Origin of the sequence: Brevibacterium linens ATCC 9172, from assembly GCF_900169165.1 — a bacterium.
GTDB classification, from domain to species: domain Bacteria; phylum Actinomycetota; class Actinomycetes; order Actinomycetales; family Brevibacteriaceae; genus Brevibacterium; species Brevibacterium linens.
This window is the reverse complement of the sequence record NZ_FXYY01000001.1, coordinates 97634-123776: the sequence shown is the minus strand read 5'-3', so window position 1 is coordinate 123776 and position 26143 is coordinate 97634. Positions and strand designations below refer to the sequence as shown.

The following is a 26143-nucleotide window of genomic DNA, read 5'->3' as shown; positions in this document are numbered from 1 at the left end:
TCAGACTGCCGAGTGTGCGCCCTCGGGAACCTGTGGGCCGAGGTCTGCCGCACCCGGTTGGACTGTGCCGAGGTCGACGACCTCATCGCCATCCGCGATCAGGCGCCTGTCGTGAGTGACCATGACGACCGTGCGATCGCGGAGGTTCCCGCGCAGGTCGTCGACGAGCAGCCGTGCCGTCTCATCGTCCAAATGTGCCGTCGGCTCGTCGAGGACGATCACATCGGCGCCGGTCAGCAGAGTTCTCGCCACTGCCAATCGCTGGCGCTGACCACCGGAGATCTCCGTACCGTGGTCTCCGACCCACCGGTCGAGACCCGCGATGTCGGCCCAGTCGCCCAGCCCTGCCGCTCTCAGCGCGCTGACCATCTCGTCGTCTCCGGGCACCGTCTGCCTCGCGAGGGCGAGATTGCCGCGCACGGTGGACCGGAAGACGTGTGCCTCCTGAGGGCACCAGGCGATGCGGCCGACCAGGTCTGCCGGTGAGCGCGTGAGCATATCGTGGCCGACCCCGGTCCGGTCACGGACGTGGTAGCTTCCGGACCAAGGATCGAGGAACCGCAGGAGCACGCTCAGGCTCGTCGTCTTTCCGGTTCCGCTGTCGCCGCACAGCACGGTCCAGCGTCCGCGTTCGGCCCGCAGGTCGAGCCCTGTCACGACCGCCCGGTCGTCCCATCCGACGGTGATCTCATCGAATTCGAGGGCGTCGACGCCGACGAGCTCGGCCGCGGGGTCAGAATGGCGCGACGAATCGTCGTTCTCTTCGACCGTCGTTCCGGCGGCAGGAGCCGATTCCTCGGCGTCGGGTCCCGACACCTCGGCTTCGCGGTCCTCCGCATTGTCTGGATCGGGCAGGCAGTCCAGTGCCGCTGCCAAACCCGGCAGTTGGCGGAATGCCTCGAGTGCCGAGGCGAACACCTCTCCCAGCCCCAGGGCCATGAGCGAAAGCACGGCGACGATCTCGGTCGGAGCGTCTGCGGTTGCCGCCAGGATCACTGCGGTGGCGAAGGTGCTCAGTTGCAGCCACAGTTGGGCGAGGCCGTAATTGCGGGCCGACGCCTTCTGCTTCTTCTCGAGGTCGGACTCCAGACCGGCCAACAGGCCGATCACCTCAGTGTCGACACGGTTCGTGGCCAGATCGTCCTTCGCGTTGAGAGCGCGGGTGAGGACGGACAGAATCCGGCTGCGGCCCTCCCGGATTCCGTGCGCCAGGCGGCTCTCTGCCCGGATCACGAGGATCGGGACGATGATGAGGTTGACAGCGCCCAGCAGGACGAACCAGACCAGAGACTCCACATGGAGAAGTGCCGCCGTGATGCTCACACCCATGACGACCAGGACGGAGACGAGCGGCGGGAACAGAGTCCGGGGCACCAGGTCGCGGACGTCATCGGCGTCGGCGACCATGGCGCGCAGCGCCGAGTCCGAGGTGAGCAGCCGCCGATCACTCATCCCCACACGCTCGAAGTGCTCCCACAGTCGAGTGCGCAGTCGCGTGAGGGCGGCGAAGATCGCCGAGTGCAGCTTCAGTCGGCTGGCATAGAGGAGCACGGACCGGCTGAGCCCGAAGAAGCGCACGCCGACGATGGCGACCATGAGCAGCATGATGGGCGGCTGGTAGGAGGCTTCGACGATGAGCCATGCAGAAACCGCGGTCAAGGCGATGGCCGCGAGACTGGACGCGCACGCGGTCAGGGCTGCCACCAGCATGGTCGGAGTGAAGAGCGGAAGACTCGAGTTGAGAACAGACCAACGCCGGCGCAGTGCGGCTGTCCGGGCTGCGGTTCCCGTCCGTGCTTCTGTGCCCGACTGCCACTCGGCATCGGTTCGGTCTCGCGACTGCGGCTCGGCACGCATCCGATCCCGATGCCCACTGCCCGAACCCAGCAGACTCTTCGGACCGGAGTCGTCCCTGGTCCGTGTGGCGGGAGCCTCGGCCGCGTCGTTCCAGTGCTGACCCGCGGCTGCGGTCTCCGCCGCAGCCGCAATGTCCGCGGCCTGGGCCCCGTCGATTCGCGTCTTCTCCGGGCGGATCTCGGTGTCGGCCAGGGCACGAACCTGTTCGTCATGGCTGGCGAGGAACACACGGTTGGTGGCGGCCGCCTCGGCGATCATGGCGATGACGATGTCGGCATTGTCGGCATCGAGGTGGGCGGTGGGTTCGTCGAGGACGAGCAGCCCGCCCCCGTCACCGAGGCGATGCCGCACACGCGCCAGCGCCAGCCGGCGCTGCTGGCCGGGGCTCAGTGCCGCGGTCTGCACACGCAGATCGGTGGGCAGGCCGGCGGCGGCCAGGGCCGACCGCGCTCCGTCCTCGTCGAGTCCGAAGAGGGCGAGTTCGGCACCGATGGTCTCGGCGAACATCCGCGGAGCCTGCGGCATATAGGCTGCGGCAACGGGAGCGACGGTGGAGTGCGCATCGGCCGGCAGGCTGCCGACCAGCGCCCCGAGCACAGTCGTCTTGCCTGTCCCAGACCGGCCGCTGATCGTCGTCACGCCCGGCCGAGCGTCGATGGTGCCCGACCAGGTGATGAGCGTGCCGTCGGCATAGAGAACGTGCTGCTCACCCGGCCGACCGGGAGTATTGAGCGCATGTCCCCGGTCGGCCGTCGCCTCGGTGGCGGCCGTCGCCTCGGTGTCGGCCGTCGCCTCGGTGTCGGCCGTCGCCCCGGCGGCAGCCGTCGCCTCGGTGGCAGCCGTCGGCGCGGCGGCTGCCGGCTGAGTCTGTGAAACCAGCGCCTGGGCTCTCCCCCGCGCTTCGCGACCGTTCTCACTCGCGTGGTATCCGGCCCCGAGCTCCCGCAGGGGGATGAAGCATTCGGGTGCGATGAGCAGGACCAGCAGGCCGTCGGCGAGGTCCATCGTCCCGTTGACCAGGCGCAGACCGATGACCACGGCGACGAGTGCCACCGAGATCGTGGCGATGAGCTCGAGCGCCAGACTCGAGAGGAACGCGATGCGCAGCGTCGACAGGTTCGCCGCATGGTAGCGCTGCCCCAGTTCCCGCAGCCGAGCCGCATGATCACGTGAACGCCCGAGGCCGATGAGCACGGGAAGCCCTTCGGCGAGTTCGGCCAGATGATCCGACAGCCGCTCCAGAGCCGCCAGCGTCGCCGAGGTCGACTCCGCCGTATAGCGGCCGATCAGCACCATGAACACCGGAACCAGCGGCAGACATACCGTGATGATGACCGCGGAGAGGACGTCGCTGAAGACGATGCGCACCAGCAGGACGATGGGCACCACGGCGGCCGCGGTCAGGGCCGGCACCACCGTGGTGAAGTAGTCATCGAGATCGTCGATTCCGCGGGTGACCGTGACCGCCGCATTCGTCCGCGGGCGTCCCCGCCCGCGGAGCAGACCCGAAAGGATCGAGCGACGCAGCCCCTGTTTCGATTCAGCGGCCAAGGAGGTGCCCAGACTGCGGTCGAGCCAGAGACCGCCGCCGCGCAGCAGTGCGCCGAGGGCGCCGATGACCACCCACACCCCGGGTGCACTATGGCCGGTGATGGCGCGCACCAGCGCTTCGGCGATGAGGACGATCCCCACCGCCCGGCACAGGGCGGAGAACACCGAGAGTGCCAGCCCCCGCCGACCGGTCGGCAGTTCGAGCAGGATCGACAGGGGCGAGCTCACGATCGGATCGCCACCGGCAGCTTGTGCGCTTCGGGGATGTGGGTCTCGGCGATGCGGCCGAGAAACATCCGGTAGCTGAAGATCTGGTAGGCGATGATGATCGGCAGGATCACGATCGTCACGATGAGCATGACGTTCAGGGTGTAGTCCGACGACGAGGCGGCACCGATCGTCAGCGAGTTCGACGGGTCGAGCGTCGAGGGCAGAACGTTCGGGAAGGCACCGGCGAAGACCGCTGCCAGTCCTGCGATGAGATAGATCCCGTGCAGAATGAACGCTCTCTTCTCGGCTCCGGCGCGCACCGCGAAGTACGCGGCGATGAGCGCGGCAATCGCAATGAGCACCGGAACGACGAGCCAGGTCCGCTGAGTGATCGAGGAGGCGAACCAGATGAGGAACGGGACCGCCGCCGGCAGCATGAGCCTCCCGGCCCAGCGCCGCGACCGCGCCCGGACTTCGCCCTGGGTCTTGAGTCCGAGGAAGATGAGCCCGTGGGCCAGGGAGAAGCCGAGCCCGCCGAGGCCGCCGACGAGCGCCGGCCACGACATCCAGGCGAAGGGTCCGCCGATCATATCGCCGTGATCATTGAGCGGCAGCCCGATTGTCGTCAGCGCCAGCATCGCTCCGATGCAGACGGCAGTTCCGGCCGAGCCCACGGCCACGGCCCAGGTCCAGAAGGACTTCCACCGCTGCGAGTGCCCCTTGCCGCGGTATTCGATGGCCACGGCGCGCAAGATCAGTGCGAGCAGGCAGATCGTCAGGGGAATGTAGAGCGCGGAGAACAGTGAGGCGTACCAGTGCGGGAACGCGGCGAACATCGCTCCGGCCGCGGTGATCAGCCAGACTTCGTTGCCCTCCCAGACCGGGCCGATCGAGTTGAGCAGAACGCGTTTGCTGCGTTCGCTGCGACTGAGGAAGGGCATCATCATGCCCACACCGAGATCGAAGCCGTCGAGGAAGAGGTATCCCATCCAGAGCACGACGATGAGGACGAACCAGATTGTGGCGAGGATTTCCATCGTGACCTTCCCTCAGTACGCGAACGACAGGACGTCGTCGCCGTTGTCGGTGATCGTGGGTTTCGTATTCGTCTGGTCGAGTTCGGGCATCGCCGAGGCGACTCCGCCCTTGACGTACTTCGTGATCAATCGCAGTTCGACGACCATCAGGATTCCGTAGACGGTAGCCAGGCTGATCAGTGAGAACAGCAGCATGGCCGGTGTCACCTCGGGTGACAGCGCCGCTTGGGTGTACATATACACCCCGTCGAGCTGAGCCGGGTTCGGGGCGACGACGAAGGGCTGACGGCCCATCTCGGTGAAGATCCATCCGGCCGAGTTCGCGAGGAACGGTGCCGTGATGGCCAGGACGAAGCCGCGGCTGAGCCATTTCGACTCGGGCACCGTGCCCTTGCGGGCCAGCCACAGTCCGATGACGCAGACCCCGGCGGCCAGGGCGCCGAAGCCGATCATCATCCGGAAGCCCCAGTAGGTGACGATCATGATCGGCTGGTAGTCGATCGGTTCACCGGCGTGCTCGCCGTAGCGCGGGTCGTCGGGGATGTGGGTGCCGTAGCGCTCCTGGTATTCGGGCAGCAGCGTCGTCACACCGTGGACGGGGGTGTCGAAGTCCCCGTTGGCCAGGAACGACAGCAGACCGGGGATCTCGAAGATGTTCTCCACGCCGTCGCAGTCATTCGACGAGGGATCGGCGACTGTGAGAACGGAGAATTGGGTGCCGTCGTGGCAGGCCGCCTCGGCGGAGGCCATCTTCATGGGCTGCTGTTCGAACATCAGCTTGGCTTGGACGTCACCGGTGATCGAGACGCCGGCGAAGGCGAGGACGCCGACGATCGCACCGATGCGCAGGGACTTGATCCACACCGCATGGTCTGTCTTGTCCCGTCCGGGAATCTTCATCGAGGAACCGACGATGACCCTGCCGTCGGCTCCGACGGTGTCGATTCCGTCCTTGCGCCGGTGGTAGAGGTGGTACCAGGAGATGCCGAGGAGGAAGGAACCGCCGACGGCCAGGGCGCCGAAGATCGTGTGCGTGAAGGCGGCGATGGCGGTGTTGTTGCCGAGCACCGCCCAGACGTCGGTCATCACGGGCCGGCCGTCGACCATCTCGACGCCGACGGGATGCTGCATCCAGGAGTTCGCGACGATGATGAAGTAGGCCGAGATCCATGTGCCGATGACGGCCAACCACAGTGAACCGAGGTGGACGGCGCGAGGCAGTCGGCCCCAACCGAAGATCCACAGGCCGAGGAACGTCGATTCGAGGAAGAAGGCCAGCAGGGCCTCCAACGCCAGGGGCGCACCGAAGACGTCGCCGACGAAGCGGGAGTATTCGCTCCACGCCATGCCGAACTGGAATTCCTGGACCAGGCCGGTGGCCACTCCCATGATGAAGTTGATGAGGAAGAGCTTGCCGAAGAATTTCGTGCTGCGCAGATACACCTCGTTGCCGGTGCGGTGGTAGATCGTCTGCAGGATCGCCACGAGCATGCCCAGCCCCAGGGTCAACGGCACCATCCAGAAGTGGTAGACCGTTGTGATTCCGAATTGCCACCGTCCGATGAGGACCGGGTCCAGCTCCATGGGTGCTCCATTCAGGTTTCACGCGAGCAGTGTTTCTACGTCACGTAGAATTCTACAGGTCGTAGAAACGCCGCCGTCACGGTTTCATCATTCAAGACTCCCGCTTCCAATTATGCGCTGGGTCAAGCGCACCTGGCCAGGGCCGCGACTGGGCCGAAGGTCAGGTGTCTGTGTGGAATTCGACAGACTGTAGAGATATACTGGGGCGATCAGACCGACAAAGAAATTGAGGGCGAAAGAACTGTGGGAACACTGGGTGAACTCGAACGCAGCGTCATGGACGCCATCTGGGTCCACGATGACGGGCTGAGTGCCGCCGAACTCCGCGAAGTCCTCTCGGACCGCGAGCTCGCGCTGACGACGGTCCATACGGTTCTGTCTCGGCTCGATAAGAAGGGATTCGTCACTCGCGATCGCAGCATCCGTCCGCACCGCTACATCGCGGTCTCGACCCGTGAGGATCACGTGGCGGAGCTGATGACCGAGATGCTGTCTCAGGCACCGGACCGTCAGGCTGTGCTCGCTCGCTTCCTCGGCACCGTCTCGGAGGCCGACACCAAGGCGCTGCGCAACCTGCTCGGGCGCAATCACTCGACGCAGTCCTGACCCAGGCCGGTCACCTCAATGACCATCGTGGGAATCATTCTGGCCGTGCTGGCTTTTCTGCTGGCATGGCCTGTACCTGCGGCACTCGCTCGATTCCGCGGTGACCCGATCTCCGAGGTCGTCCTGTGGCAGGCCGTCGGACTCTCGGGAGGACTGTCGCTCATCGGCGCCGCTCTCGCTTTCGCCGTCGCCCCGGGCACGACGAGCCTCCCCCAGGGACTCTTCGATCTCATGCGGGGCAAGGACCACACCCAGCTGTCGCTCCTGGCGTGGATCTTCCTCGTCATCGCCGTAGTCCTCATCGCTCGGCTGCTCGGCTGCCTGGTCCTCACGTTCTATTCGGCGCGGAAGACCCGCCTGCGCCACGACGAGATCCTCCATCTGCTCAGCGAACCGTCGATCGCCTACCCGGACACCCGCATCATCACCACCGATGAAGCCGTCGCCTACTGTCTGCCCAAAGGACCGCGGAAAGGCACCGCGGTCCTGTCCACCGGTCTGCTCAAGGCCCTCGACGAGGACGAACGCACCGCCGTCATCGCCCATGAGCGGGCCCATCTGGATTTCCGGCACGATGTGCTCGTCATCCCGTTTGCCGCCTGGCATCGGGCCCTGCCCTACTTCTCGGCCACGGCCATCGGGCTGAACTCGGTGAATCGACTCATCGAGCTCATGGCCGATGATCAGGCGCGTGACCATGTCGATCCGCAGATCCTGGCCCGGGCGGTCGGATCAGCCGCAGCGATCAGCCCCGAGCATCGCAGTGATTTGTCCGCTCAGCGCATCCTGCGCCTGTCACGCCCCTTGGATCCGGCGCGGATCCCCGTGCGCCTGATGTCGATCGGACTGGCCGTTCTGCTTCTGCTCCTGCCGACCCTGCTCATCGTCACACCCTCGGCATTCGGCATCTGAGCCCGGGCGCGAATCTCGGCCCGGGCTCAGATGAGTCGGTGCTGACTCAGCATCGGTGCTGACTCAGCAGTCGCTTTCAGCTGTCGATGCGTTCGGCATCGAGGACGGCGGCGCCGGAGACGATGAACTCCTTGCGCGGTCCGACCGATGATCCCATGAGGAGCTCGAAGGTGTTCTCCGCCATCTCGGCATCGGCCATCGTCACCCGACGCAGGGTGCGCATGCTCGGATCCATGGTCGTCTCGGCCAGCTGGTCGGCGTCCATCTCGCCGAGGCCCTTGTACCGCTGGATCGGTTCCTTGTAGGTCTTCTTCTGCTTCTCGAGCTTCTTCAGCAGAGTATGGAGCTCGGCTTCTGTGTAGGTGTAGATGATGTCGTTGGGCGTTCCGCGCTTCGTCACGACCTCGACCCGGTGCAGCGGAGGCACGGCGGCGAACACGCGACCGGCCTCGACCAGCGGTTTCATATACCGGAAGAACAGAGTCAGCAGCAGGGTGCGGATATGCGCGCCGTCGACATCGGCGTCGGTCATGATGACGACGCGCCCGTAGCGGGCGGCGTCGATATCGAAGCTGCGACCCGAACCGGCGCCGATGACCTGGATGAGCGCCGAACATTCGACGTTGGCGAGCATGTCGGCCAAGGTCGCCTTCTGGACGTTGAGGATCTTCCCGCGGATGGGGAACAGCGCCTGGTGATCGGAGTTGCGGGCGGCCTTTGCCGTGCCCATCGCCGAGTCACCCTCGACGATGAACAGCTCCGTGTTCTCCACTCCGTTGTCGCGGCAGTCGTAGAGTTTCGCCGGCAGCGAGGAGGCTTCCAACGCGGTCTTGCGTCGCTGGTTCTCCTTGTGGGTGCGGGCAGAGATGCGCGATTTCATCTCGGCCACGACCTTCTCCATGAGCACGGCTGCCTGCTGCTTCTGCGCGCGCTTGGTCGACGCGAGCACCTCGCCGAGCTGAGTCTCGACGGTCTTCGCCACGATCTGGCGCACTGCGGCGGTGCCGAGGACCTCCTTCGTCTGCCCCTCGAACTGGGGTTCGGCCAGCTGGACGGTGACGACTGCGGTGATGCCGGCGAGCACATCGTCCTTCTCGAGTTTGTCCTTGCCGACCTTGAGTTTGCGCGCGTTGGCGTCGACGGCCTTGCGCATCGCCTTCAGGCAGGCCTGCTCGAACCCGGCGAGGTGGGTGCCGCCCTGCGGGGTGGCGACCACGTTGACGAAGGACTTCAGCTTCGTGTCGTAACCGGTCCCCCAGCGCAGAGCGATATCGACGCCGACCTCGCGTTCGACTTCCTTGGATTCGAGGTGACCCGAGGAGTTGAGGACCGGGACGGTCTCCTTGAAGGTCCCTGTGTTCTGCAGACGCCAGGTATCGGTGATCGGAGGATCGATGGAGAGATGGTCGACGAATTCGGTGATTCCGCCGTCGAATTTGAAGACCTCTTCGCGCTCGGCGATGACGGCGCCGGTCTCGTCTCGGACGACGCCGCGCCGGTCGACGATGCGCAGTTCGAGGCCGGGAACGAGGAAGGCGGTCTGACGGGCACGTTCGACCAGGTGCGGGTAGTCGAACTGGGCCTTGGACAGGAAGATCTGCGGATCCGCCCAGTACTGGACACGGGTGCCGGTGGCTCCGCGCTTGGCCTTGCCGACGATGTCGAGACCGGTCGGTTCCTCGAAGGCTTCGAAGGGGTTGTCCGGGCTCGGAGTGCCGGAGGAGTCGTCGAAGCGTCCGGGCACGCCTCGGCGGAAGGACATCTTGTGCACCTTCGATCCGCGGGTGACCTCGACGTCGAGGCGAGCGGACAGGGCGTTGACGACCGAGGCGCCGACTCCGTGCAGTCCGCCCGAAGCGGCGTAGGACGTGCCGCCGAACTTGCCGCCGGCGTGGAGCTTGGTCATGACGACCTCGACGCCGGTCAGTCCGGTCTTCGGTTCGATGTCGACGGGGATCCCGCGGCCCTTGTCGGTGACCGCCACCGAGCCGTCGGCAGCGAGCTCGATGAGGATCTCGGAACCGTACCCGCCGAGGGCCTCGTCGACGGAATTGTCGATGACCTCCCACAGACAGTGCATGAGACCGCGGGAGTCGGTCGTGCCGATGTACATGCCGGGTCGCTTGCGTACCGCTTCAAGACCGGACAGGACGGACAGGTGCCTGGCGCCGTAGCTTTCGTCTTCCACACAATTCCTCTCGTTCGATTAAACTCTAATCGCTGCGCGCGCAGGACCCTATTCTCTGCGCCTCGTGTCGGGAATCCGTCCGAGCGGGCTCGGCCATGGGCGCCCCGCAGCTGGAAGAATGGAGCCATGCGCCATCGTCTCCTCGTGCCGAGCCTCCTCGCCTCTGCCGCTCTCTGCCTCCCCGGCCTGGCGGCCTGCTCTCAGGATTCGGCCGCTCCCGAGCGGACCACTCAGGCGGCCGAGACACCCGGTCGATCCGCATCTGCCGACGCCGCAGACGGCGACGACCGCGCGACGTCGGAGACCGCCTCGGCGCGGGCCGACGATGTGGGCCTGACAGGGAAGGTCATCGCGGTCGATCCCGGGCACAACGGCGGCAATGCGGACCATCCGGAGACGATCAATCGGCAGGTGCCCGACGGTCGCGGAGGCACGAAGGCGTGCAACACCACGGGCACGTCGACGAGCTCCGACTATCCGGAAGCCGATTTCACGTGGGCCGTGGCGAGGAAGCTGGAGAAGTCGCTGACGGATGCCGGGGCCGAAGTCGTGCTCAGCCGCGAGGACAACACAGGAGTCGGACCGTGTGTGGACGAGCGCGGGACATTCGCCGACGATGCGGATCTGCTCGTGAGCATTCACGCCAACGGCAGCGAGTCCAGTGCGGTGAAGGGCTTCCACATCATCGTCGCCGATCCCGGTGAGAACGAGAAGACAGAGAGGGCTTCCGTGGATCTGGCGAAATCGGTGGGGAAGTCGATGGGTGAGGAGTTCACCCCGAACAGGGCCTATGGACAGGACGCGATCAGCCGGAGGCCGGACCTGGCCGGTCTGAACAATGCTTCGGTGCCCGCCGTCATCGTCGAATGCGGAGAGATGCGCAACCCGTCTGAGGCGAAGCTCATGGAGTCGAAATCCGGGCAGGAGAAGTACGCCGATGCCCTGTTCGACGGCGTCGTCGACTGGTTCTGACTCGGATACGCCCCTGGGAAATTCCCAGGGGCGTTCCGCTCTTCTCACCTCGAGCAGACCTCGAGACTGGCCTCAGTCCAGGTAATCGCGCAGTACCTGCGAACGAGACGGGTGACGCAGCTTGGCCATCGTCTTCGACTCGATCTGGCGGATGCGCTCACGGGTGACGCCGTAGACCTTGCCGATCTCGTCGAGGGTCTTCGGCTGACCGTCATTGAGTCCGAAGCGCATGGACACCACTCCCGCCTCACGCTCCGAGAGCGTGTCGAGCACGGAGTGCAGCTGCTCTTGGAGGAGTGTGAAGCTCACCGAGTCCGAGGGCACAACTGCCTCGGAGTCCTCGATGAGGTCGCCGAATTCCGAGTCGCCGTCTTCACCCAGCGGGGTGTGCAGCGAGATGGGCTCGCGACCGTACTTCTGGACCTCGACGACACGCTCGGGTGTCATGTCGAGCTCCTTCGCAAGCTCCTCCGGGGCCGGTTCGCGACCGAGGTCCTGCAGCATCTGGCGCTGCACGCGGGCGAGCTTGTTGATGACCTCGACCATGTGCACCGGGATGCGGATCGTTCGAGCCTGGTCGGCCATCGCGCGGGTGATGGCCTGGCGAATCCACCACGTGGCGTAGGTCGAGAACTTGAAGCCCTTCGTGTAGTCGAACTTCTCGACGGCGCGGATGAGGCCGAGGTTGCCTTCCTGGATGAGGTCGAGGAAGAGCATTCCGCGGCCGGTGTAGCGCTTGGCCAGGGACACGACGAGGCGGAGGTTGGCCTCCAGCAGGTGGTTCTTCGCGATGCGACCGTCATGGATGATCCACTTGTAGTCCATCGTCTCGCGCGGGTCGGTGACCTCTCCGCCGTCGAGCAGGTGCTCGGCGTACATTCCGGCCTCGATGCGCTTGGCGAGGTCGACCTCCTCGGCGGCGTTGAGCAGCGCCACCTTGCCGATCTGCTTGAGGTAGTCCTTGACCGGGTCCGCGGTCGCACCGGCGGAGACGACCTGCTGGGCAGGTGCATCCTCTTCGTCGGCGTCGGAGACGATGAAGCCTCCGGCCTCGGCCACGGCGGCGTTCTTCTCCTTCTCTTCCGAGTTCTTCGTCTCGGTCGCCTCGGCGGGGCTCTCCTCTGTGGCCAGAGCGTCCGCGGCCGGTTCGACTTCCTCGGTGGTGTCGATGACGTCGTCGGCTTTCTTCGCCTTGGTCGCCTTCGTGGCTTCCTTGGCGGCGGTGGACTCCGTCGTGGTCGTCTTCGCCGCGGCCGTCGATTTCGCTGCGGTCGTCTTCTTCGCTGCGGCCGTCGATTTCGCAGCAGTCGTCTTCTTCGCAGCAGTCGTCTTCTTCGACGCAGCCGCCTCGGTCTTTGCGGCAGCCGACTTCGCGGTCGTCGACTTCGCGGTCGCGGACTTCTTGGCTCCGGCAGCGGTCGTCTTCTTCGCAGTGGACTTCGACGCCGCAGTGGTCTTGGATCCACCGGTCGAGGTCGTGTCGGCCGCTCCCTCCGACTTCTCCGTCACCGTTGTGGATTCCTTGTCGACTCTGGGCACGTGTTCACCTTTCGCGAGCGTTGAAACTTCCCCATGCATTCGGACAGTACGAAGACCCAAGTCAAGTGGTCCGCGTACGGTCCGGGGCGAGCACGCATAGCTCGCCCATCATGCAATGACTGGGTCAACGCTTAATTTTCTCACGTTATTCCCTGCTTTGCGAATCGGACCTCGAAGGCTCCGCGGCGATCCGTCCGGGCCGTTCACTCGGTGACCGCGGCGATCAAACAGCTTCGTTCAGGTGGTCGTGCGCTGCGTCTCCGTCAGCCAACGAGGCAGGCACCCCATGTCGACCGCGCCGAGGATGAGTTCGGCCAGTCCGTGTTCGGGCTCGAGCTCGATCGCGGCTTGAGCATAGTTCAGCGCCATCGTCGACCCGCCCAGCGCCCATTCGAACCAGGCGATGACGGCATAGGCGTTGGCTCTCGCCTGCGGGTGCCCGGCCTGCAGGTAGTCCTTGAGGAAAGCGATGGTGAGCATGATGTCTCGCGGCCGCGGCGCACGCGAGGAGAGTCCGACGAGCTGCTGCGCGGCCTGCGCATGGGTGACGACGCGGCGACTCATCGTGCACAGCTCCTCCCCGTCGAGACCGTTGACCACCGACGGCGGGAAGTCCGGGTGGTCGAAGCTCAGGATCATCTCCAGGGCGTCGCGTGACCAGATCTCGACGAGCAGAGTGTCGAGCGCCATCACGGTCGGCAGGTCCATCAGTTCGTGGATGCGCGCCTCGTCGATCGCCTCCTCCTCGCACCGCATCACGTCCAAGCGCGGATAGACCTCGGCAAGGACCACGAAGGCCTCGTCCGTGCCCATCCACTCCTCGGCGTGTCCGCGGCGGCTGTCGGCGAAGGCCTCGGCGGGCATGGGTGAGATGACGAGATCCACCGGATCGGCGACGGGATTGGATCCGCCGGCGACGAGCTCCGTGGCACACGCCGAGGTGGTTGCGTCGATCAGCGGCGTGCAGTCAAAGCCGTCCTCGTCGATGCGTCCGAAGTGTTCCTGGTTGACCCACCAGGCGCTGAGAGTGTCGACGCCTCTGGCGGCGAAGGTCATGGCCAACTCGTCGATCGCCGCCCGGATGAGACCACGGTGGACCTCGGCGTATTCGGCGTCGGCGCCGAGGCCGAAGGCGCTGACCGGCTGGTAGTCGTCATCGTAGAGAACGAGGAAGACACCGCTGACCGTACCCGCGCGCATGATGAGGTCGGCGTACCAGCCGCCGCCTTCGGACAGCGTCTGTGCCGCGCTCTCCCGGTCGAAGTCGATGCGCAGCGTCGTCGAACTGGTCTGAGACCCGTTGCCCTCGGTGCCGACGATGACGGCGACGAGGCTGCGTTGCGGGGTGTAGCCGAGAGTGTGAGGGATGATCCCGATGATGTCCTCGGGCGTGCGGGCCGGTGTCTTCACTGCGTCCTCCTTGACGGGGTCGGAACCTGCCGGCTGCGGCGGTTCCGGTGGCTGCGGTGAGGCCCATGCCGTGAGAGGGCCTCCTGTCCGACCCCCACTCCACCCGATCCCGAGGCCGTTCCTCCAGGTCTCGTCCTGCGCCTGTGGACGGGACGATCCTGTCCACAGGCCGCAGATGGATGAGTCACGACCGCTGTCCCCACGAGAATCTGCGCCGAATTGCCTCAATCGCCTCACTGGCATACAAGTGAGGAGTGGCGAAGCGACGGATATACACAGCACCTGGTTCTCAAGTGGTCGACATCTCGACGGGTCAGGCCCGGCTGGAGAAGCTCGACGGCGAGGCCGATTCCTATGTGCTCCATGTCAATGGGGTCCCGTCGTCGTCGATCACGCTGTCCGATCCGCAGCGTCTGGACTTCGAGTACCTGGACTGGATGCGACGCATGATCGACGTCGAGCTCCCGCACCGCACTCTCCGGGTCGCACATATCGGTGCCGCCGGCTGCGCTCTCGCCCGAGCGCTGGACTCCGCACGACCGGGGTCGAAGCAGACGGCGATCGACATCGACGCCAAGCTGCTCGACTTCGCCCGTGACTGGTTCGATCTGCCCCGCTCCCCCGCCCTGGCCCTGCGCGCCGGCGACGGAGCTGTGGAGATCGGGAAGTTCAGAGCCGACACCCTCGACGTTCTCGTCCGGGATGCCTTCGACCACGACTCGGTTCCCACAACCCTGCAGACGACCAAGTTCTTCGCCTCCTGCGCCGCGGCGGTCAAGGACTCCGGCATCTACCTCGCCAATGTGCCCGACCCCGGCGACCACCGACTTCTCAAGGCCGAACTCCGCGGCCTCGGCGAGCACTTCGCCCATCTTGCCGCCGCCACGGAACCGGCGATCCTCAAAGGACGTCGACGCGGAAACGTCGTCGTCCTCGCCTCCCACTCCGAACTCGACACGGCCGGCCTAGACCGGAGTCTGCGCACCGCCGCCTCCTCCGCGACCTTCCTGGCCGGAACCGACCTGCGCTCCCGCCTGGGCCTGTGACGCCGCGCGCGTGTCCTCGGTCCGAATGTGAGGTACGCCCCGGTCCGAAATGACGCTGCGACTACAGACACCGGGCAAAGTTCGGCATAATTGAATGCCGACCCAAGAAGGTGAGATGACCGAAACTTCAGAAATTCGTGTCGAGCAGACCAAGCTCGACGAGCTCTATGCCCGCCTCGATGCGCTCCGGGAGGAGACGACAGCCCGCCTGGGGACGGTGAGGATCTCCGAGGTCGGAGGCAATCACCAGCACCGCACCGAACGTGATGCCTTCGCGACGCTGTACGAAGATCAGCTCATCCGTCTCGACGGCGCCGAGGAGGGACTGTGCTTCGGTCGCCTCGACATCGTCGATGAGGACGACCCCACCTATATCGGCCGCATCGGACTCACCGACGATCAGCGTCAGCAGATCCTCATCGACTGGAGGGCTCCGGCCGCCGAACGCTTCTACCAGTCGACGGCCGCCAATCCCGACGGCATCGCCCGCCGCCGTCACCTCGTCACCGCCAACCGGTTGGTCACCGGCATCGAAGACGATGTGCTCGACATCGACGCACTCGATGACACTCAGCGGTCGAACCTCCAGGGTGAAGGCGCTCTGCTCGCAGCACTGACCACCCACCGCACCGGCCGGATGGGCGATATCGTCGCGACCATCCAGGCCGAACAGGACGCGATCATCCGCCGTCCGCTCTCCGGCGTCCTCGTCGTCCAGGGCGGGCCGGGCACCGGCAAGACCGCCGTCGCCCTCCACCGTGCCGCGTTCCTGCTCTACCGTCATCGGGAGCGCATCGCGAAGTCCGGTGTCCTCCTCGTCGGCCCGTCGACGGTGTTCCTCAAGTACATCGAGAAGGTTCTGCCCAGCCTCGGCGAGACAGGGGCCGTCCTGCTCACCCCGGGTCAGCTGTATCCGGGTCTCGACACGGATGCCGCTGATGCACCGGCAGCAGCCGAGATCAAGGGCCGCTCCGTCATGGCTCGGGTGCTGAAGAACCATATTGCGAACTATCAGCGCATCCCCGACCACGACGTCGAGATGCGGGTGCGCTCGCATACGATCGTGCTGCGTCGCAAGGATGTGCAGTCGGCGCGCGATCGGGCTCGTCGCAGCGGAGATCCGCACAATGCCGCCCGCACCGGTTTCGTCACCGGACTGCTGAAGATCCTCGCCGAGGATCTCGCCCGTGAGATGGGGATGGATGCGGCCGGCGAGCGGCTGCCCGAACTGCTTGAGGATCTGCGGTCCTCCGTCGACGTCCGGCGTGCCCTCAACCTCGCGTGGTTCCCCATCGGCCCAGCCGCTGCTCTGCGTTCACTGCTGGGCAGACCGCACAAGCTCCAGGCCGCGGCTCGCAAGCTCCTCACACCCGCCGAACAGTCGATTCTGCTCGAGCAGCGTCGGGACGAGTTCACGGTCGACGATGTGCCCCTGCTCGACGAACTGGCCGAGCTTCTCGGTTCCGCGCCCCAGCAGACTCAGGCACGGGATGACTCGGCTCGCGAATATGCCGAGGCCGTCGTCGATATGACCGAGACCGGCGGAATGGTCTCGGCCGAGACACTCGCGTCCCGCTGGGAGGAGCAGGGCCCGGCGATGACCCTGGCCGAACGCGCCCTCGAGGACCGGGAGTGGACGTACGGCCACCTCGTCGTCGATGAAGCCCAGGAGCTGTCCCCGATGCAGTGGCGGGTCCTCTTCCGCCGCGTGCCGTCGAAGTCGGCCACCGTCGTCGGCGACCTCGCCCAGTCTTCGCAGGTCGACAACGCCCGCACGTGGTCATCGATCCTCACCGAGTTCGTCGGCGACCGTTTCGCCCTGCAGGTGCTCACGGTCTCCTACCGCACCCCGCAGTCGGTGATGGATCTGGCCAACCGCTACCTGCATCGGCACTTCCCGCAGCTCGAGCTCGTCGAGTCGGTGCGGCAGGGAGGTTCGGATCCGCAGCTGGACTCCTTCGCCGACGAATCCGAGCTGCTTGCCGCCCTCCCTTCCGCGGTCGCGGCCGAAGTGTCCGCCGCCGAAGGTGGGAAGATCGCGGTCATCGCTGATGAGGCGCTCATCGATCCCATCGCCGAGGCGCTCGCGGACTTCGATTTCGGACGGTCGGTCACGGGCTTGGACCATCAGATCGCCCTCATCACCCCGCGGCAGGCCAAGGGCCTCGAGTTCGATGCGGTGATCATCGTCGAGCCCGGCCGCATCGCCCCGGTCGGCGGTGAGGAAGGCGTCGGCGGTCTCTATGTGGCGTTGACTCGGACGACGGAACGTCTGCGTGTGCTGGCGTCCGTGTCCACGGAACTGACCGAGCTCCTCTCCGCCGAGGCGGTCCGCCGAGCCGGCTGACCACCCCTATTGCTACCTGACGGCGGCCCAGCAACCTCGCGCGAGGTTGCTGGGCCGCCGTCAGGTAGCAATAGGGGTGAATGTGAAAGGCCGCTTGGGTTCGGCTTCCCCTCCGAACCGCAAGCGGCCGCGCGCCGTAGCGCGCACGTTCAATACTACACAACTATTTCTGGACCGCGGTACTCGAAACGGAGATTTCCGACAGAAATCTCAACAGTCTCAGGATCCGGTCACGCGCCGACGTCAGTCGCTCAGTCGGCGAAGTCGTCGGGGGTGGGTTCGCGGGTCTGACCGGACTGCAGCAGCGCATCGGCACGCAGCGAGTCGATCGCGGCCTCGAAGTCTTCGAGCGAGTCGAATCCCTGGTAGACGCTGGCGAAGCGCAGGTACGCAACCTGGTCGAGCTCCCGCAGCGGTTCGAGGATCGACAGACCCACTTCATCGGCGTCGATCTCCGCGATTCCGCGCGACCGGATGTTCTCCTCCACCCGCTGTGCGAGCTTCGCGAGATCATCGTCGCTGACCGGACGTCCCTGGCAGGCCTTGCGCACACCCGACATGATCTTCTGACGGGAGAACTCCTCGGTGACTCCGGAGCGTTTGATCACCGACAGGCTCGTGGCCTCCATCGTGGTGAAGCGGCGACCGCAGTGACGGCACTGCCGGCGCCGGCGGATCGCGGCGCCGTCTTCGCTGGTCCTCGAGTCGACGACCCGCGAATCGGACTCGCGGCAGAACGGACAGCGCATCTCTACTCCTCGAACCTGATGTCGACAGCGCGGCCGTGCGCCGGCAGCTGTTCGCCGTCGGCGAGTACACCGATGTGTCCGGCGACCTCGGACAGGGCCTGTCGATCATAGTCGATGACCTGGCTGACCTTGATGAATGAATGGACTCCCAGACCCGAACCGTGGGCGGCGGTGCCCATCGTGGGCAGCACGTGGTTCGATCCGGCGCAGTAGTCGCCGAGTGACACCGGTGCCCAATCGCCGAGGAAGACCGCTCCCCCGTTCGTGATCCGTGACCCGACCGCTGCCGCCTCGGCAGTGTGGACCTCGACGTGCTCACCGGCATAGCCGTTGACCACGGTGATCCCGGCGTCGAGATCGTCGACGAGGACGATCGCCGACTGCCGTCCGGCCAGAGCCGTCCCGATCCGTTCGGTGTGCAAGGCGTCGGGCACCTGCACGTCCAGCTCCTTCTGCACCGCCTCGGCGAGGTCGACGGAGTCCGTGACCAGCACCGAGGCGGCCAGTTCGTCGTGTTCGGCCTGGCTGATGAGGTCGGCGGCGACGAAGCGCGGATCGGCCTGGTCGTCGGCGAGAATGATGATCTCCGTCGGGCCGGCGACCGCGTCGATGCCGACGCGGGAGCGGACCAGGGACTTCGCCGCAGCCACATAGGCGTTTCCGGGACCGGTGATGAGATCGACGGGCTCGAGTTCCTCACCGTCGTCGAAGCCGTACGCCAGGGCGCCGATCGCCTGTGCTCCGCCCATCGCCCAGACTTCGTCGACGCCGAGGATGTGTGCGGTGGCGAGGACGATCGGGTGCGGCAGGCCATTGCTCTGCGGCGGACTGGCGATCGCCAGTGAGTGTGCACCCGCTGTCTGCGCGGGCACGACGTTCATGATCACCGTCGACGGGTACACAGCCAGTCCGCCGGGGACGTAGAGTCCGACGCGTTCGACCGGCAGGTGGCGGGTGGTGACGTAGGCGCCGGAGGCCAGTTCGGTGCGGACGTCGTCGGGACGCTGATCGGCCGCGACCTTCCGGGCTCGGGCGATGGATTCGACGAGAGCGGCCCTGACCGCGGGATCGAGGCCGGCTGCGGCTTCGGCCAGCGCCGAGGCCGGCACGCGCAGCGTCTCGGGACGGACCCCGTCGAAGCGCTCGGTGAAGTCCTTCACCACGGCCGCTCCCCCGCCGGCGACGGTGTCGAGCAGTTCGGCGACTCGTCGTTCGATGTCGGCATGGGTCTCGGCGGCCCGAGGCAGCTTCTGTGCCAGGAATCGCTTGTTGAGGGTCTCACCACGGAAGTCCAGAATGTTCACCCGCACCATTCTAGTCTCCACGGCAGCACCGCAGGCCCCCGGCCCGCAGTGCGGACGAGGGCAGGCTCCGCGTTCGCGCCTCAGACGCTGAAGCAGCGGGAGCCCAGCAGCGCCTTGAGGTCTCCGTAGAGGCTCGGATTCGGATCGACTCGGATCGACCTGTCCAGACGCATGACCGTCTGCCGTCCCGGCTGAGACAGGGTGATGTGCACGTCGGTCTGCCCCTTGTTCGATTCGAGGATCTGCTTGAGCTTCGACGCCATCTCCTCGGTTGCCTTCTCCATCGGCATGATGAGGTTGAGCGGCCGATCGTTGGGGTCGGTGACATCGGGAATCGTCATCGACATCGCCATCAGCGAGGTCGGACGGTCATCGGAGGTGCGGATGCGACCGGTCAGGGAGATCACGAGGTCGGTCGCCAACAGGCTCGCCACGGGCTCGTAGGTGTCGCCGAAGAACATCACTTCGATCTCGGCTTCGAGATCCTCCACGGTCACGATCGCATAGGGACGCCCGGAGTTCTTCGACACCTTGCGGGTGACCTGGGTGATCATTCCGCAGACCTTGATCTGGGATCCGTCGTGGCGGTGCGACTCCGGATCGACCACCTCGGCGATGGAGGCGTCGGACTCGGCGGCCAGCACACCTTCGAGCCCATTGAGCGGGTGGTCGGAGACGTAGAGGCCGATCATGTCGCGCTCGAAGGACAGCTTCTCCTTCTTCTCCCACTCCGGACGGTCCGGGATGGTCACGGAGAAGCCCGGCGAGTCGTCTCCCCCGCCGAGCCCGGCGAAGAGATCGAACTGTCCGTTGGCTTCCTGCCTCTTGACGCCGATGACCGAGTCCACGGCCTCCTCGTGGACTTCGACGAGTGAGCGACGGCTGTGGCCGAGCGAGTCGAAGCCGCCGGCCTTGATGAGCGATTCGATCGTGCGCTTGTTGCACACGTGGCTGGGCACCTTGTCGAGGAAGTCCGTGAACGAGGTGTAGGCGCCCTTCTCACCGCGGGCCTCGACGATACCCTCGACGACGTGTGCGCCGACGTTGCGGACCGCCCCCATGCCGAAGCGGATATCGGTGCCGACCGGCGTGAAGTGGAGCGCGGAGTCATTGACGTCCGGAGGCAGCACGGTGATGCCCAGCCGGCGGCACTCGTTGAGGTAGATCGCGAGCTTGTCCTTGTTGTCACCGACCGAGGTCAGCAGGGCCGCCATGTATTCGGCGGTGTAGTGAGCCTTGAGATAGGCGGTCCAGTACGACACGACGCCGTAGGCGGCCGAGTGCGCCTTGTTGAACGCGTAGTCCGAGAACGGCAGCAGGATGTCCCACAGCGCCTGAGCGGCGGCCTCGGAGTAGCCGCGCTCCTTCATTCCCCCGAAGAATCCGACCTGCTGCTTGTCGAGCTCGGATTTCTTCTTCTTGCCCATCGCACGGCGGAGGATGTCTGCCTGTCCCAGCGAGTAGCCGGCGACCTTCTGCGCGATCGCCATCACCTGCTCCTGGTAGATGATGAGACCGTAGGTGGTGTCGAGGATCTCCTTGAGCGGCTCCGCGAGCTCTGGGTGGATCGGAGTGACCTCCTGCAGACCGTTCTTGCGCAGGGCATAGTTCGTATGCGAATCGGCGCCCATCGGACCGGGTCGGTAGAGCGCCAGGGTCGCGGAGATATCCTCGAAGTTGTCCGGCTTCATCATCCGCAGCAGCGCACGCAGGCCGCCGCCGTCGAGCTGGAACACACCGAGGGTGTCGCCCCGGGTGAGCAGCTCATACGCGGCAGGATCGTCAAGGGCGAGGTGCTCGAGGTCGAGCTCGTAGTCCCGGTTGGCTTTGATGTTCTCCACTGCGTCGGAGATGATCGTGAGATTCCGCAGCCCCAGGAAGTCCATCTTGATGAGCCCAAGGCCCTCAGAGGTCGGATAGTCGAACTGGGTGATGACCTGCCCGTCCTGGAACCGCCGCATGATCGGGATGACGTCGATGATCGGGTCCGAGGACATGATGACACCGGCGGCGTGGACGCCCCACTGCCGCTTCAGCCCTTCCAGGCCCTTGGCGGTCTCGAAGGTCTCCCGGGCCTCCGGATCGGTGTCGACGAGTTCGCGGAACTCCCCGGCTTCCTTGAAGCGCTTGGACTCCGGGTCCTCGATGTCCTTGAGCGGAATGTCCTTGGCCATCTCCGCAGGCGGCAGGGCCTTCGTCAGCCGCTCACCCATCGAGAAGGGTTTGCCGAGCACACGAGCGGAGTCCTTCAGCGCCATCTTCGTCTTGATCGTGCCGTAGGTGACGATCATCGCCACACGCTCATCGCCGTACTTCTCGGTCACATAGTCGATGACCTCGCTGCGGCGACGATCATCGAAGTCGACGTCGAAGTCGGGCATGGACACGCGGTCCGGGTTGAGGAAGCGCTCGAAGAACAGTCCGTGCTGGAGCGGATCGAGATCGGTGATGCGCATCGCGTAGGCGACCATGGAGCCGGCACCCGAACCACGGCCGGGCCCGACGCGGATGCCGTTGTCCTTCGACCAGTTGATGAAGTCGGCGACGACGAGGAAGTAGCCGGGGAAGCCCATCGAGATGATGATGTCGAGTTCGTAGTCGGCCTGCCTGCGGACGTCATCGGGAACACCGTCGGGGTACCGGTAGTCGAGTCCCTTCGCGACTTCCTTGATCAGCCACGAGGTCTCGTCCTCGCCGGGAGGGCAGGGGAACTTCGGCATGTAGTTCGCCGAGGTGTCGAAGGAGACTTCGCACTTCTCGGCGATCTCGAGGGTGTTGTCGCAGGCCTCGGGGAATTCCCGGAACAGGGACCGCATCTCTGCAGGGGTCTTGAGATAGTATCCGGAGCCGGAGAAGGCGAAGCGCGATCCGCCCTGATCGTAGGTCGGTTCGATGAGTTTGGAACCGGATTGGATGGCCAGCAGCGCTTCGTGCGCCTTCGCATCGGATTCGTGCGTGTAGTGGAGGTCGTTCGTGGCGACCAGCGGAATGTCGAGTTCCTTCGACAGCCGGATGAGGTCCTTCGTCACTCTTTTCTCGATGGACAGGCCGTGGTCCATGAGTTCGACGTAGTAGTTGTCCTTGCCGAAGATTTCACGGTATTTCCCGGCAGCCGCTTTGGCCTCTTCGTACTGTCCCAGCCGCAGCCGCACCTGCACCTCCCCCGAGGGGCAGCCGGTGGTGGCGATGAGTCCGTCGGAATAGCTCTCGAGCAGATCCTGGTCCAGTCGGGGCCATTTCGCGGTCACCGAGTCCAGAGAGGCATAGGACGACGCCTTGAACAGGTTGCGCATGCCCGTATTGTTCCGAGACAGCAGCGTCATGTGCGTGTAGAGACCACCACCGGAGAGGTCGTCGCTCTTCTGCGATTCGTCGGTGCGCCACTTCACGCGCGTCTTGTCCCGGCGGTCGGTGCCGGGCGTGACATAGGCTTCGACGCCGATGATGGGTTTGATTCCGGCGGCGGTCGCCTGAGACCAGAAGTCGAAGGCGCCGAACAGGTATCCGTGGTCGGTCGTGGCGATCGCGGACATTCCCGATGCCTTCGTCGCCGCCATCAGATCGGCGAGGCGCGCCGCACCGTCCAACATGGAGTATTCGGTATGGACGTGGAGGTGGACGAAGTCCTCGTTCGGCACTGGGCGCCGCCTTCCTGAAGTTGCCGGTGTTGCCGTTCCAGCTTAGTCCATCGAACTCTCCGAGGAGGGGCACCGGGAATGGTGTTCCCGGCACGCGGCACCCGGGCTCCTGCTCGCGCAGGTCCCGCCGGCGCGTCGCTCAGCGCTCGGTTTCCGGGCCAGTCAGGGCACGGCCGGGCCGACCGCCGGCGTCAGTTCGGACGGATGCGGTCGAGCGCGGTCTGCAGGTCCTCGGGATACCCGCTTTCGAATTCGACCCACTTCTGCGTATCGGGGTGGTGGAAGCCGAGTTTGACCGCGTGCAGCCATTGGCGTTCCAGACCGAGTTCCTTCGCCAGCACCGGATCGGCGCCGTAGGGAAGGTCGCCGACGCAGGGATGTTTGGTGGCGGAGAAGTGGACGCGGATCTGATGGGTGCGTCCGGTCTCCAGATGGACTTCGACGAGCGCGGCACGACGGTGGGCTTCGATCACCTCGTAGTGGGTGATCGCGTTCTTGCCTTCGCTGCGCACGGCGTAGAGTCCGTCGTGCTTGGGATGCCGGGCGATCGGGGCATCGATGGTGCCGAGCACGGGATCGGGCAGTCCCTGCACGACCGCGTGGTAGGTCTTGGCCACCGTGCGCTCCTTGAAGGCACGTTTGAGCACGCTGTAGGCGTATTCGCTCTTCGCCACGACCATGAGCCCCGACGTGCCGACGTCGAGGCGCTGGACTATGCCCTGACGTTCGGGTGCACCGGAGGTGGCGATGCGGAATCCCGCTGCGGCGAGACCGCCGACGACGGTGCGTCCGGTCCAGCCGAGAGCCGGGTGTGCTGCCACACCGACGGGCTTGTCGACGACGACGAATGCGTCCTCGTCGTGGACGATGCGCATTCCCGGCACGGGGTCGGGCACGACCTCGAGCGGCCTCTTCGGTTCGGGCATCATGATGTCGAGGCGCTCACCGGCGACGACGCGATCGGATTTGATGACCGGACGCCCGGACATCTCCACTCCCCCGTCGGCACAGATATCGGCGGCCGCGGTGCGGGAGAGGCCGAGCAGCTTCGACATCGCAGCATCCACGCGCTGGCCGTCGAGTCCCTCGGGGACGAGGATGGAACGTTCAGTCATGAGAGTCTTCTTTCACACGTGTGGAGTCCGATCCGTCGATGTCGATGCCCCGGAGGCTGACGATGACGAGGGTCACTGCGGCCGCGGAGATCGCGATGTCCGCGACATTGCAGATGAACAGCGACAGATCGATGAAGTCGACGACCGCGCCGTGCAGGAACGACGGTTCACGGAAGAGCCTGTCGACGAGGTTGCCGAAGAGTCCGCCCAAGAGCAGACCGAGGCCGATCGCCCAGACCCGCGACCCGAGCTTGCGAGAGATCACGAGGATGGCGATGAAGACGCCGACGGCGATGATCGGGAAGATCCACGTCACGTTCGACCCGAGGCCGAGCGCGGCACCGGGGTTGCGGTAGAAGGTGAATCCGGCCAGGGAGCCGATCACCGGAACCGGAGGCCGGTCTTCGAGGAAGGTGACGGCGAGGAACTTGGTGAACTGATCGATCACGAGCACTGATGCGGCGATTGCGAACAGCAGGACCATCATGGCGGCGCGAGGTCGTTTCACCCGTGAGGCTGGATCGTTCATTTGGTTCATTCTAGACCACTGCCGACGCTGCAGGGTCCAGGCGCCCGGCAATGAAGCGCCCGGACACGACGAAGGCCCGGGCACTCCGCAGAGTTCCCGGACCTCGGTCGATCGAGCTGTGAGATCAGAGCTTGTGGTTCGAGGAACCGCCCAGCGGGCCGTTTCCGTCGAGAGTCTCCGGAGCCAGGCTCGTGGAGTTCTCGAGTTCACGCAGCTGATCGTTGAGGTAGCTCTTGAGGCGAGTGCGGTACTGGCGCTCGAAGTTCGAGAGCTGGTCGATCGAACGCTCGAGGGCCGCCTTCTGCGATTCGAGGGCCGAGAGCGTCTCGTCGCGCTTGGTCTCGGCTTTGCCGACGATGTCGGCGGCTTCCTTCTCGGCGCCCTTGATGAGCTCGTCGCGCTTGCGCTCACCTTCGGCAACATGCTCGTCGTGGACGCGCTGAGCCAGAGCGATGAGACCATGAGCGTCTCCGTCGCCTGCTGCGGCAGCGCCGAGACCGGCCCCCGCGGCTCCACCGGCTGCCGCAGCAGGTGCAGCAGAGCTGTCCTTGGGGGCCGGGGCCGGAGCGGCATCCTTGACGACCGGGGCCGGGGCCTCTTCGACCGGTGCCGGAGCGGCAGGCTCTTCGGCCGGAGCCGGAGCCTCTTCCTTCTCTTCGGCTGCAGGAACGGTTGCGGGCATCGCCTGAGTAGCGTCGATGTCCTCTGCAGGAGCTGCCGAGGCGCCGCCTGCTTCGAGTTCCTTCACACGCTGTTCGGCGGTGGAGAGCTTCTGACGCAGTTCGTCGTTCTCCTGGTAGAGACGGCGAATCTCAACGACGACCTCGTCAAGGAAATCGTCGACTTCGTCCTGGTCGTACCCGTCGCGGAACTTCACATGCTGGAACCGCTTGTTTACTACGTCTTCAGGCGTGAGCGCCATGAGGTCACCTTCAGTCGATCTACATTCATTACGCTGCCGCCCCGAAGGACGGCTTCAACGTCACATTAGCGTAACACCTGCAGTTTTGTCCCGCAGTAATGGCGTGTCACGCATTCAATGACGAAGTTTTCCGCATCAGAGGCTAACAAGCCGGGCACACGAACGGCCAATCATGGTGAGCACATTCACCATTCCCTCGGTGATCATGAAAGGAATTCACGATCGTCGGCCGAGCAGATCCGGAGGCGAATCCGGGTGCCCATCCACAGTGATTCGTCAGTCGAGATCGCCGCAGCGGAGGGCTTCAGGCGGCGGTGTGCGAAGGCGACTTAGCTAGCAATCGCAAGGCTACGAAAGCCGTAAGCAAGGATCTGGACACCAATAAGCAGAACAATGAATCCCAGATCGAGCGAGACCTGTCCCAGGCGCAGCGGCGGAATGATCCTGCGTAGCAACCTTACTGGCGGATCGGTGAGTGTGTACACGATCTCGGCGAGGACGAGGAGGAACCCGGTGGGCCGCCAGTCACGAGAGAACACCTGGACCAGGTCGAGTACGACGCGCGCCAGGAGCACGTAGACGTAGATGCTCAGCGCCACACTGATCAGACCGAACAAAATATCCACG

18 protein-coding genes are annotated in these 26143 nt (G+C 65.4%); 5 read left to right on the top strand and 13 right to left on the bottom strand.

Features of this window, described 5'->3' with window-relative positions; translation table 11 throughout:
• The 3 genes from cydC to BLIN9172_RS00510 are packed head-to-tail and all read right to left on the bottom strand — an operon-like array spanning position 1 to position 6239.
• Positions 1–3636: a thiol reductant ABC exporter subunit CydC gene (gene cydC, locus BLIN9172_RS00520; protein WP_101553381.1), complete on the bottom strand. Its 3636-nt coding sequence runs from the start codon at positions 3634–3636 to the stop codon at positions 1–3.
• Positions 3633–4655 (bottom strand): cytochrome d ubiquinol oxidase subunit II, encoded by a 1023-nt coding sequence (gene cydB / locus BLIN9172_RS00515; protein ID WP_101553380.1) that lies wholly within the window; start codon positions 4653–4655, stop codon positions 3633–3635. The genes cydC and cydB overlap by 4 nt, the downstream gene beginning before the upstream one ends.
• 12 nt (positions 4656–4667) lie before the next feature.
• Positions 4668–6239, bottom strand: coding sequence for a cytochrome ubiquinol oxidase subunit I (locus BLIN9172_RS00510; protein WP_180956925.1), 1572 nt, complete (start codon positions 6237–6239; stop codon positions 4668–4670).
• Between the two features lie 243 nt (positions 6240–6482).
• Here BLIN9172_RS00510 and BLIN9172_RS00505 point away from each other — a divergent pair, with 243 nt between their 5' ends.
• Both BLIN9172_RS00505 and BLIN9172_RS00500 read left to right on the top strand, forming a co-directional pair.
• The gene (locus BLIN9172_RS00505; protein WP_101553379.1) at positions 6483–6845 is read left to right on the top strand and encodes a BlaI/MecI/CopY family transcriptional regulator; all 363 of its coding nucleotides are present in this window, start codon (positions 6483–6485) and stop codon (positions 6843–6845) included.
• An 18-nt stretch (positions 6846–6863) separates the two neighbouring features.
• Positions 6864–7757 carry a M56 family metallopeptidase gene (locus BLIN9172_RS00500; protein WP_101553378.1) on the top strand — a complete coding sequence of 298 codons (894 nt, stop codon included), beginning with the start codon at positions 6864–6866 and terminating at the stop codon, positions 7755–7757.
• Between the two features lie 76 nt (positions 7758–7833).
• Here BLIN9172_RS00500 and BLIN9172_RS00495 read toward each other — a convergent pair whose 3' ends face one another.
• Positions 7834–9945, bottom strand: a complete 2112-nt coding sequence (locus tag BLIN9172_RS00495; RefSeq protein ID WP_101553377.1) for a DNA gyrase/topoisomerase IV subunit B — start codon at positions 9943–9945, stop codon at positions 7834–7836.
• 126 nt (positions 9946–10071) lie between these two features.
• On the opposite strand from BLIN9172_RS00495, the gene BLIN9172_RS00490 reads away from it, so the two are divergent.
• Positions 10072–10917, top strand: coding sequence for an N-acetylmuramoyl-L-alanine amidase (locus BLIN9172_RS00490; RefSeq protein ID WP_101553376.1), 846 nt, complete (start codon positions 10072–10074; stop codon positions 10915–10917).
• 72 nt (positions 10918–10989) lie between these two features.
• Here the strand turns inward: BLIN9172_RS00490 and BLIN9172_RS00485 are convergent, their stop codons facing one another.
• Both BLIN9172_RS00485 and BLIN9172_RS00480 read right to left on the bottom strand, forming a co-directional pair.
• Positions 10990–12495 carry an RNA polymerase sigma factor gene (locus BLIN9172_RS00485; protein WP_240811944.1) on the bottom strand — a complete coding sequence of 502 codons (1506 nt, stop codon included), beginning with the start codon at positions 12493–12495 and terminating at the stop codon, positions 10990–10992.
• A gap of 198 nt (positions 12496–12693) precedes the next feature.
• Positions 12694–13866, bottom strand: coding sequence for a DUF4192 family protein (locus BLIN9172_RS00480; RefSeq protein WP_164742803.1), 1173 nt, complete (start codon positions 13864–13866; stop codon positions 12694–12696).
• A gap of 293 nt (positions 13867–14159) precedes the next feature.
• Between BLIN9172_RS00480 and BLIN9172_RS00475 the strand changes: the two genes are divergently transcribed.
• Positions 14160–14912: a spermidine synthase gene (locus tag BLIN9172_RS00475; RefSeq protein ID WP_240811943.1), complete on the top strand. Its 753-nt coding sequence runs from the start codon at positions 14160–14162 to the stop codon at positions 14910–14912.
• 115 nt (positions 14913–15027) lie between these two features.
• Positions 15028–17259 carry a HelD family protein gene (locus BLIN9172_RS00470; RefSeq protein WP_101553372.1) on the top strand — a complete coding sequence of 744 codons (2232 nt, stop codon included), beginning with the start codon at positions 15028–15030 and terminating at the stop codon, positions 17257–17259.
• A gap of 251 nt (positions 17260–17510) precedes the next feature.
• Here the strand turns inward: BLIN9172_RS00470 and nrdR are convergent, their stop codons facing one another.
• The 7 genes from nrdR to BLIN9172_RS00435 form a co-directional block, all read right to left on the bottom strand.
• On the bottom strand, positions 17511–18008 hold the full coding sequence (gene nrdR, locus BLIN9172_RS00465) for a transcriptional regulator NrdR (protein ID WP_025777954.1): 498 nt from the start codon (positions 18006–18008) through the stop codon (positions 17511–17513).
• Between the two features lie 2 nt (positions 18009–18010).
• Complete coding sequence (hisD, locus tag BLIN9172_RS00460; RefSeq protein ID WP_101553371.1) at positions 18011–19321, bottom strand: histidinol dehydrogenase; 1311 nt, start codon at positions 19319–19321, stop codon at positions 18011–18013.
• Positions 19322–19392: 71 nt separating this feature from the next.
• Positions 19393–22902: a DNA polymerase III subunit alpha gene (dnaE, locus tag BLIN9172_RS00455; protein WP_240811962.1), complete on the bottom strand. Its 3510-nt coding sequence runs from the start codon at positions 22900–22902 to the stop codon at positions 19393–19395.
• Positions 22903–23141: 239 nt separating this feature from the next.
• Positions 23142–24065 carry an RluA family pseudouridine synthase gene (locus BLIN9172_RS00450; RefSeq protein WP_101553369.1) on the bottom strand — a complete coding sequence of 308 codons (924 nt, stop codon included), beginning with the start codon at positions 24063–24065 and terminating at the stop codon, positions 23142–23144.
• Positions 24058–24594 carry a signal peptidase II gene (locus tag BLIN9172_RS00445; RefSeq protein WP_101553368.1) on the bottom strand — a complete coding sequence of 179 codons (537 nt, stop codon included), beginning with the start codon at positions 24592–24594 and terminating at the stop codon, positions 24058–24060. Before BLIN9172_RS00445 ends, BLIN9172_RS00450 begins: the two co-directional genes overlap by 8 nt.
• A gap of 124 nt (positions 24595–24718) precedes the next feature.
• Entirely contained in the window at positions 24719–25516 is a 798-nt protein-coding gene (locus tag BLIN9172_RS00440; protein WP_101553367.1) for a DivIVA domain-containing protein, read from the bottom strand.
• A 329-nt stretch (positions 25517–25845) separates the two neighbouring features.
• Positions 25846–26142, bottom strand: coding sequence for a YggT family protein (locus BLIN9172_RS00435; RefSeq protein WP_101553366.1), 297 nt, complete (start codon positions 26140–26142; stop codon positions 25846–25848).
• Between the last annotated feature and the right edge of the window lies 1 nt (position 26143).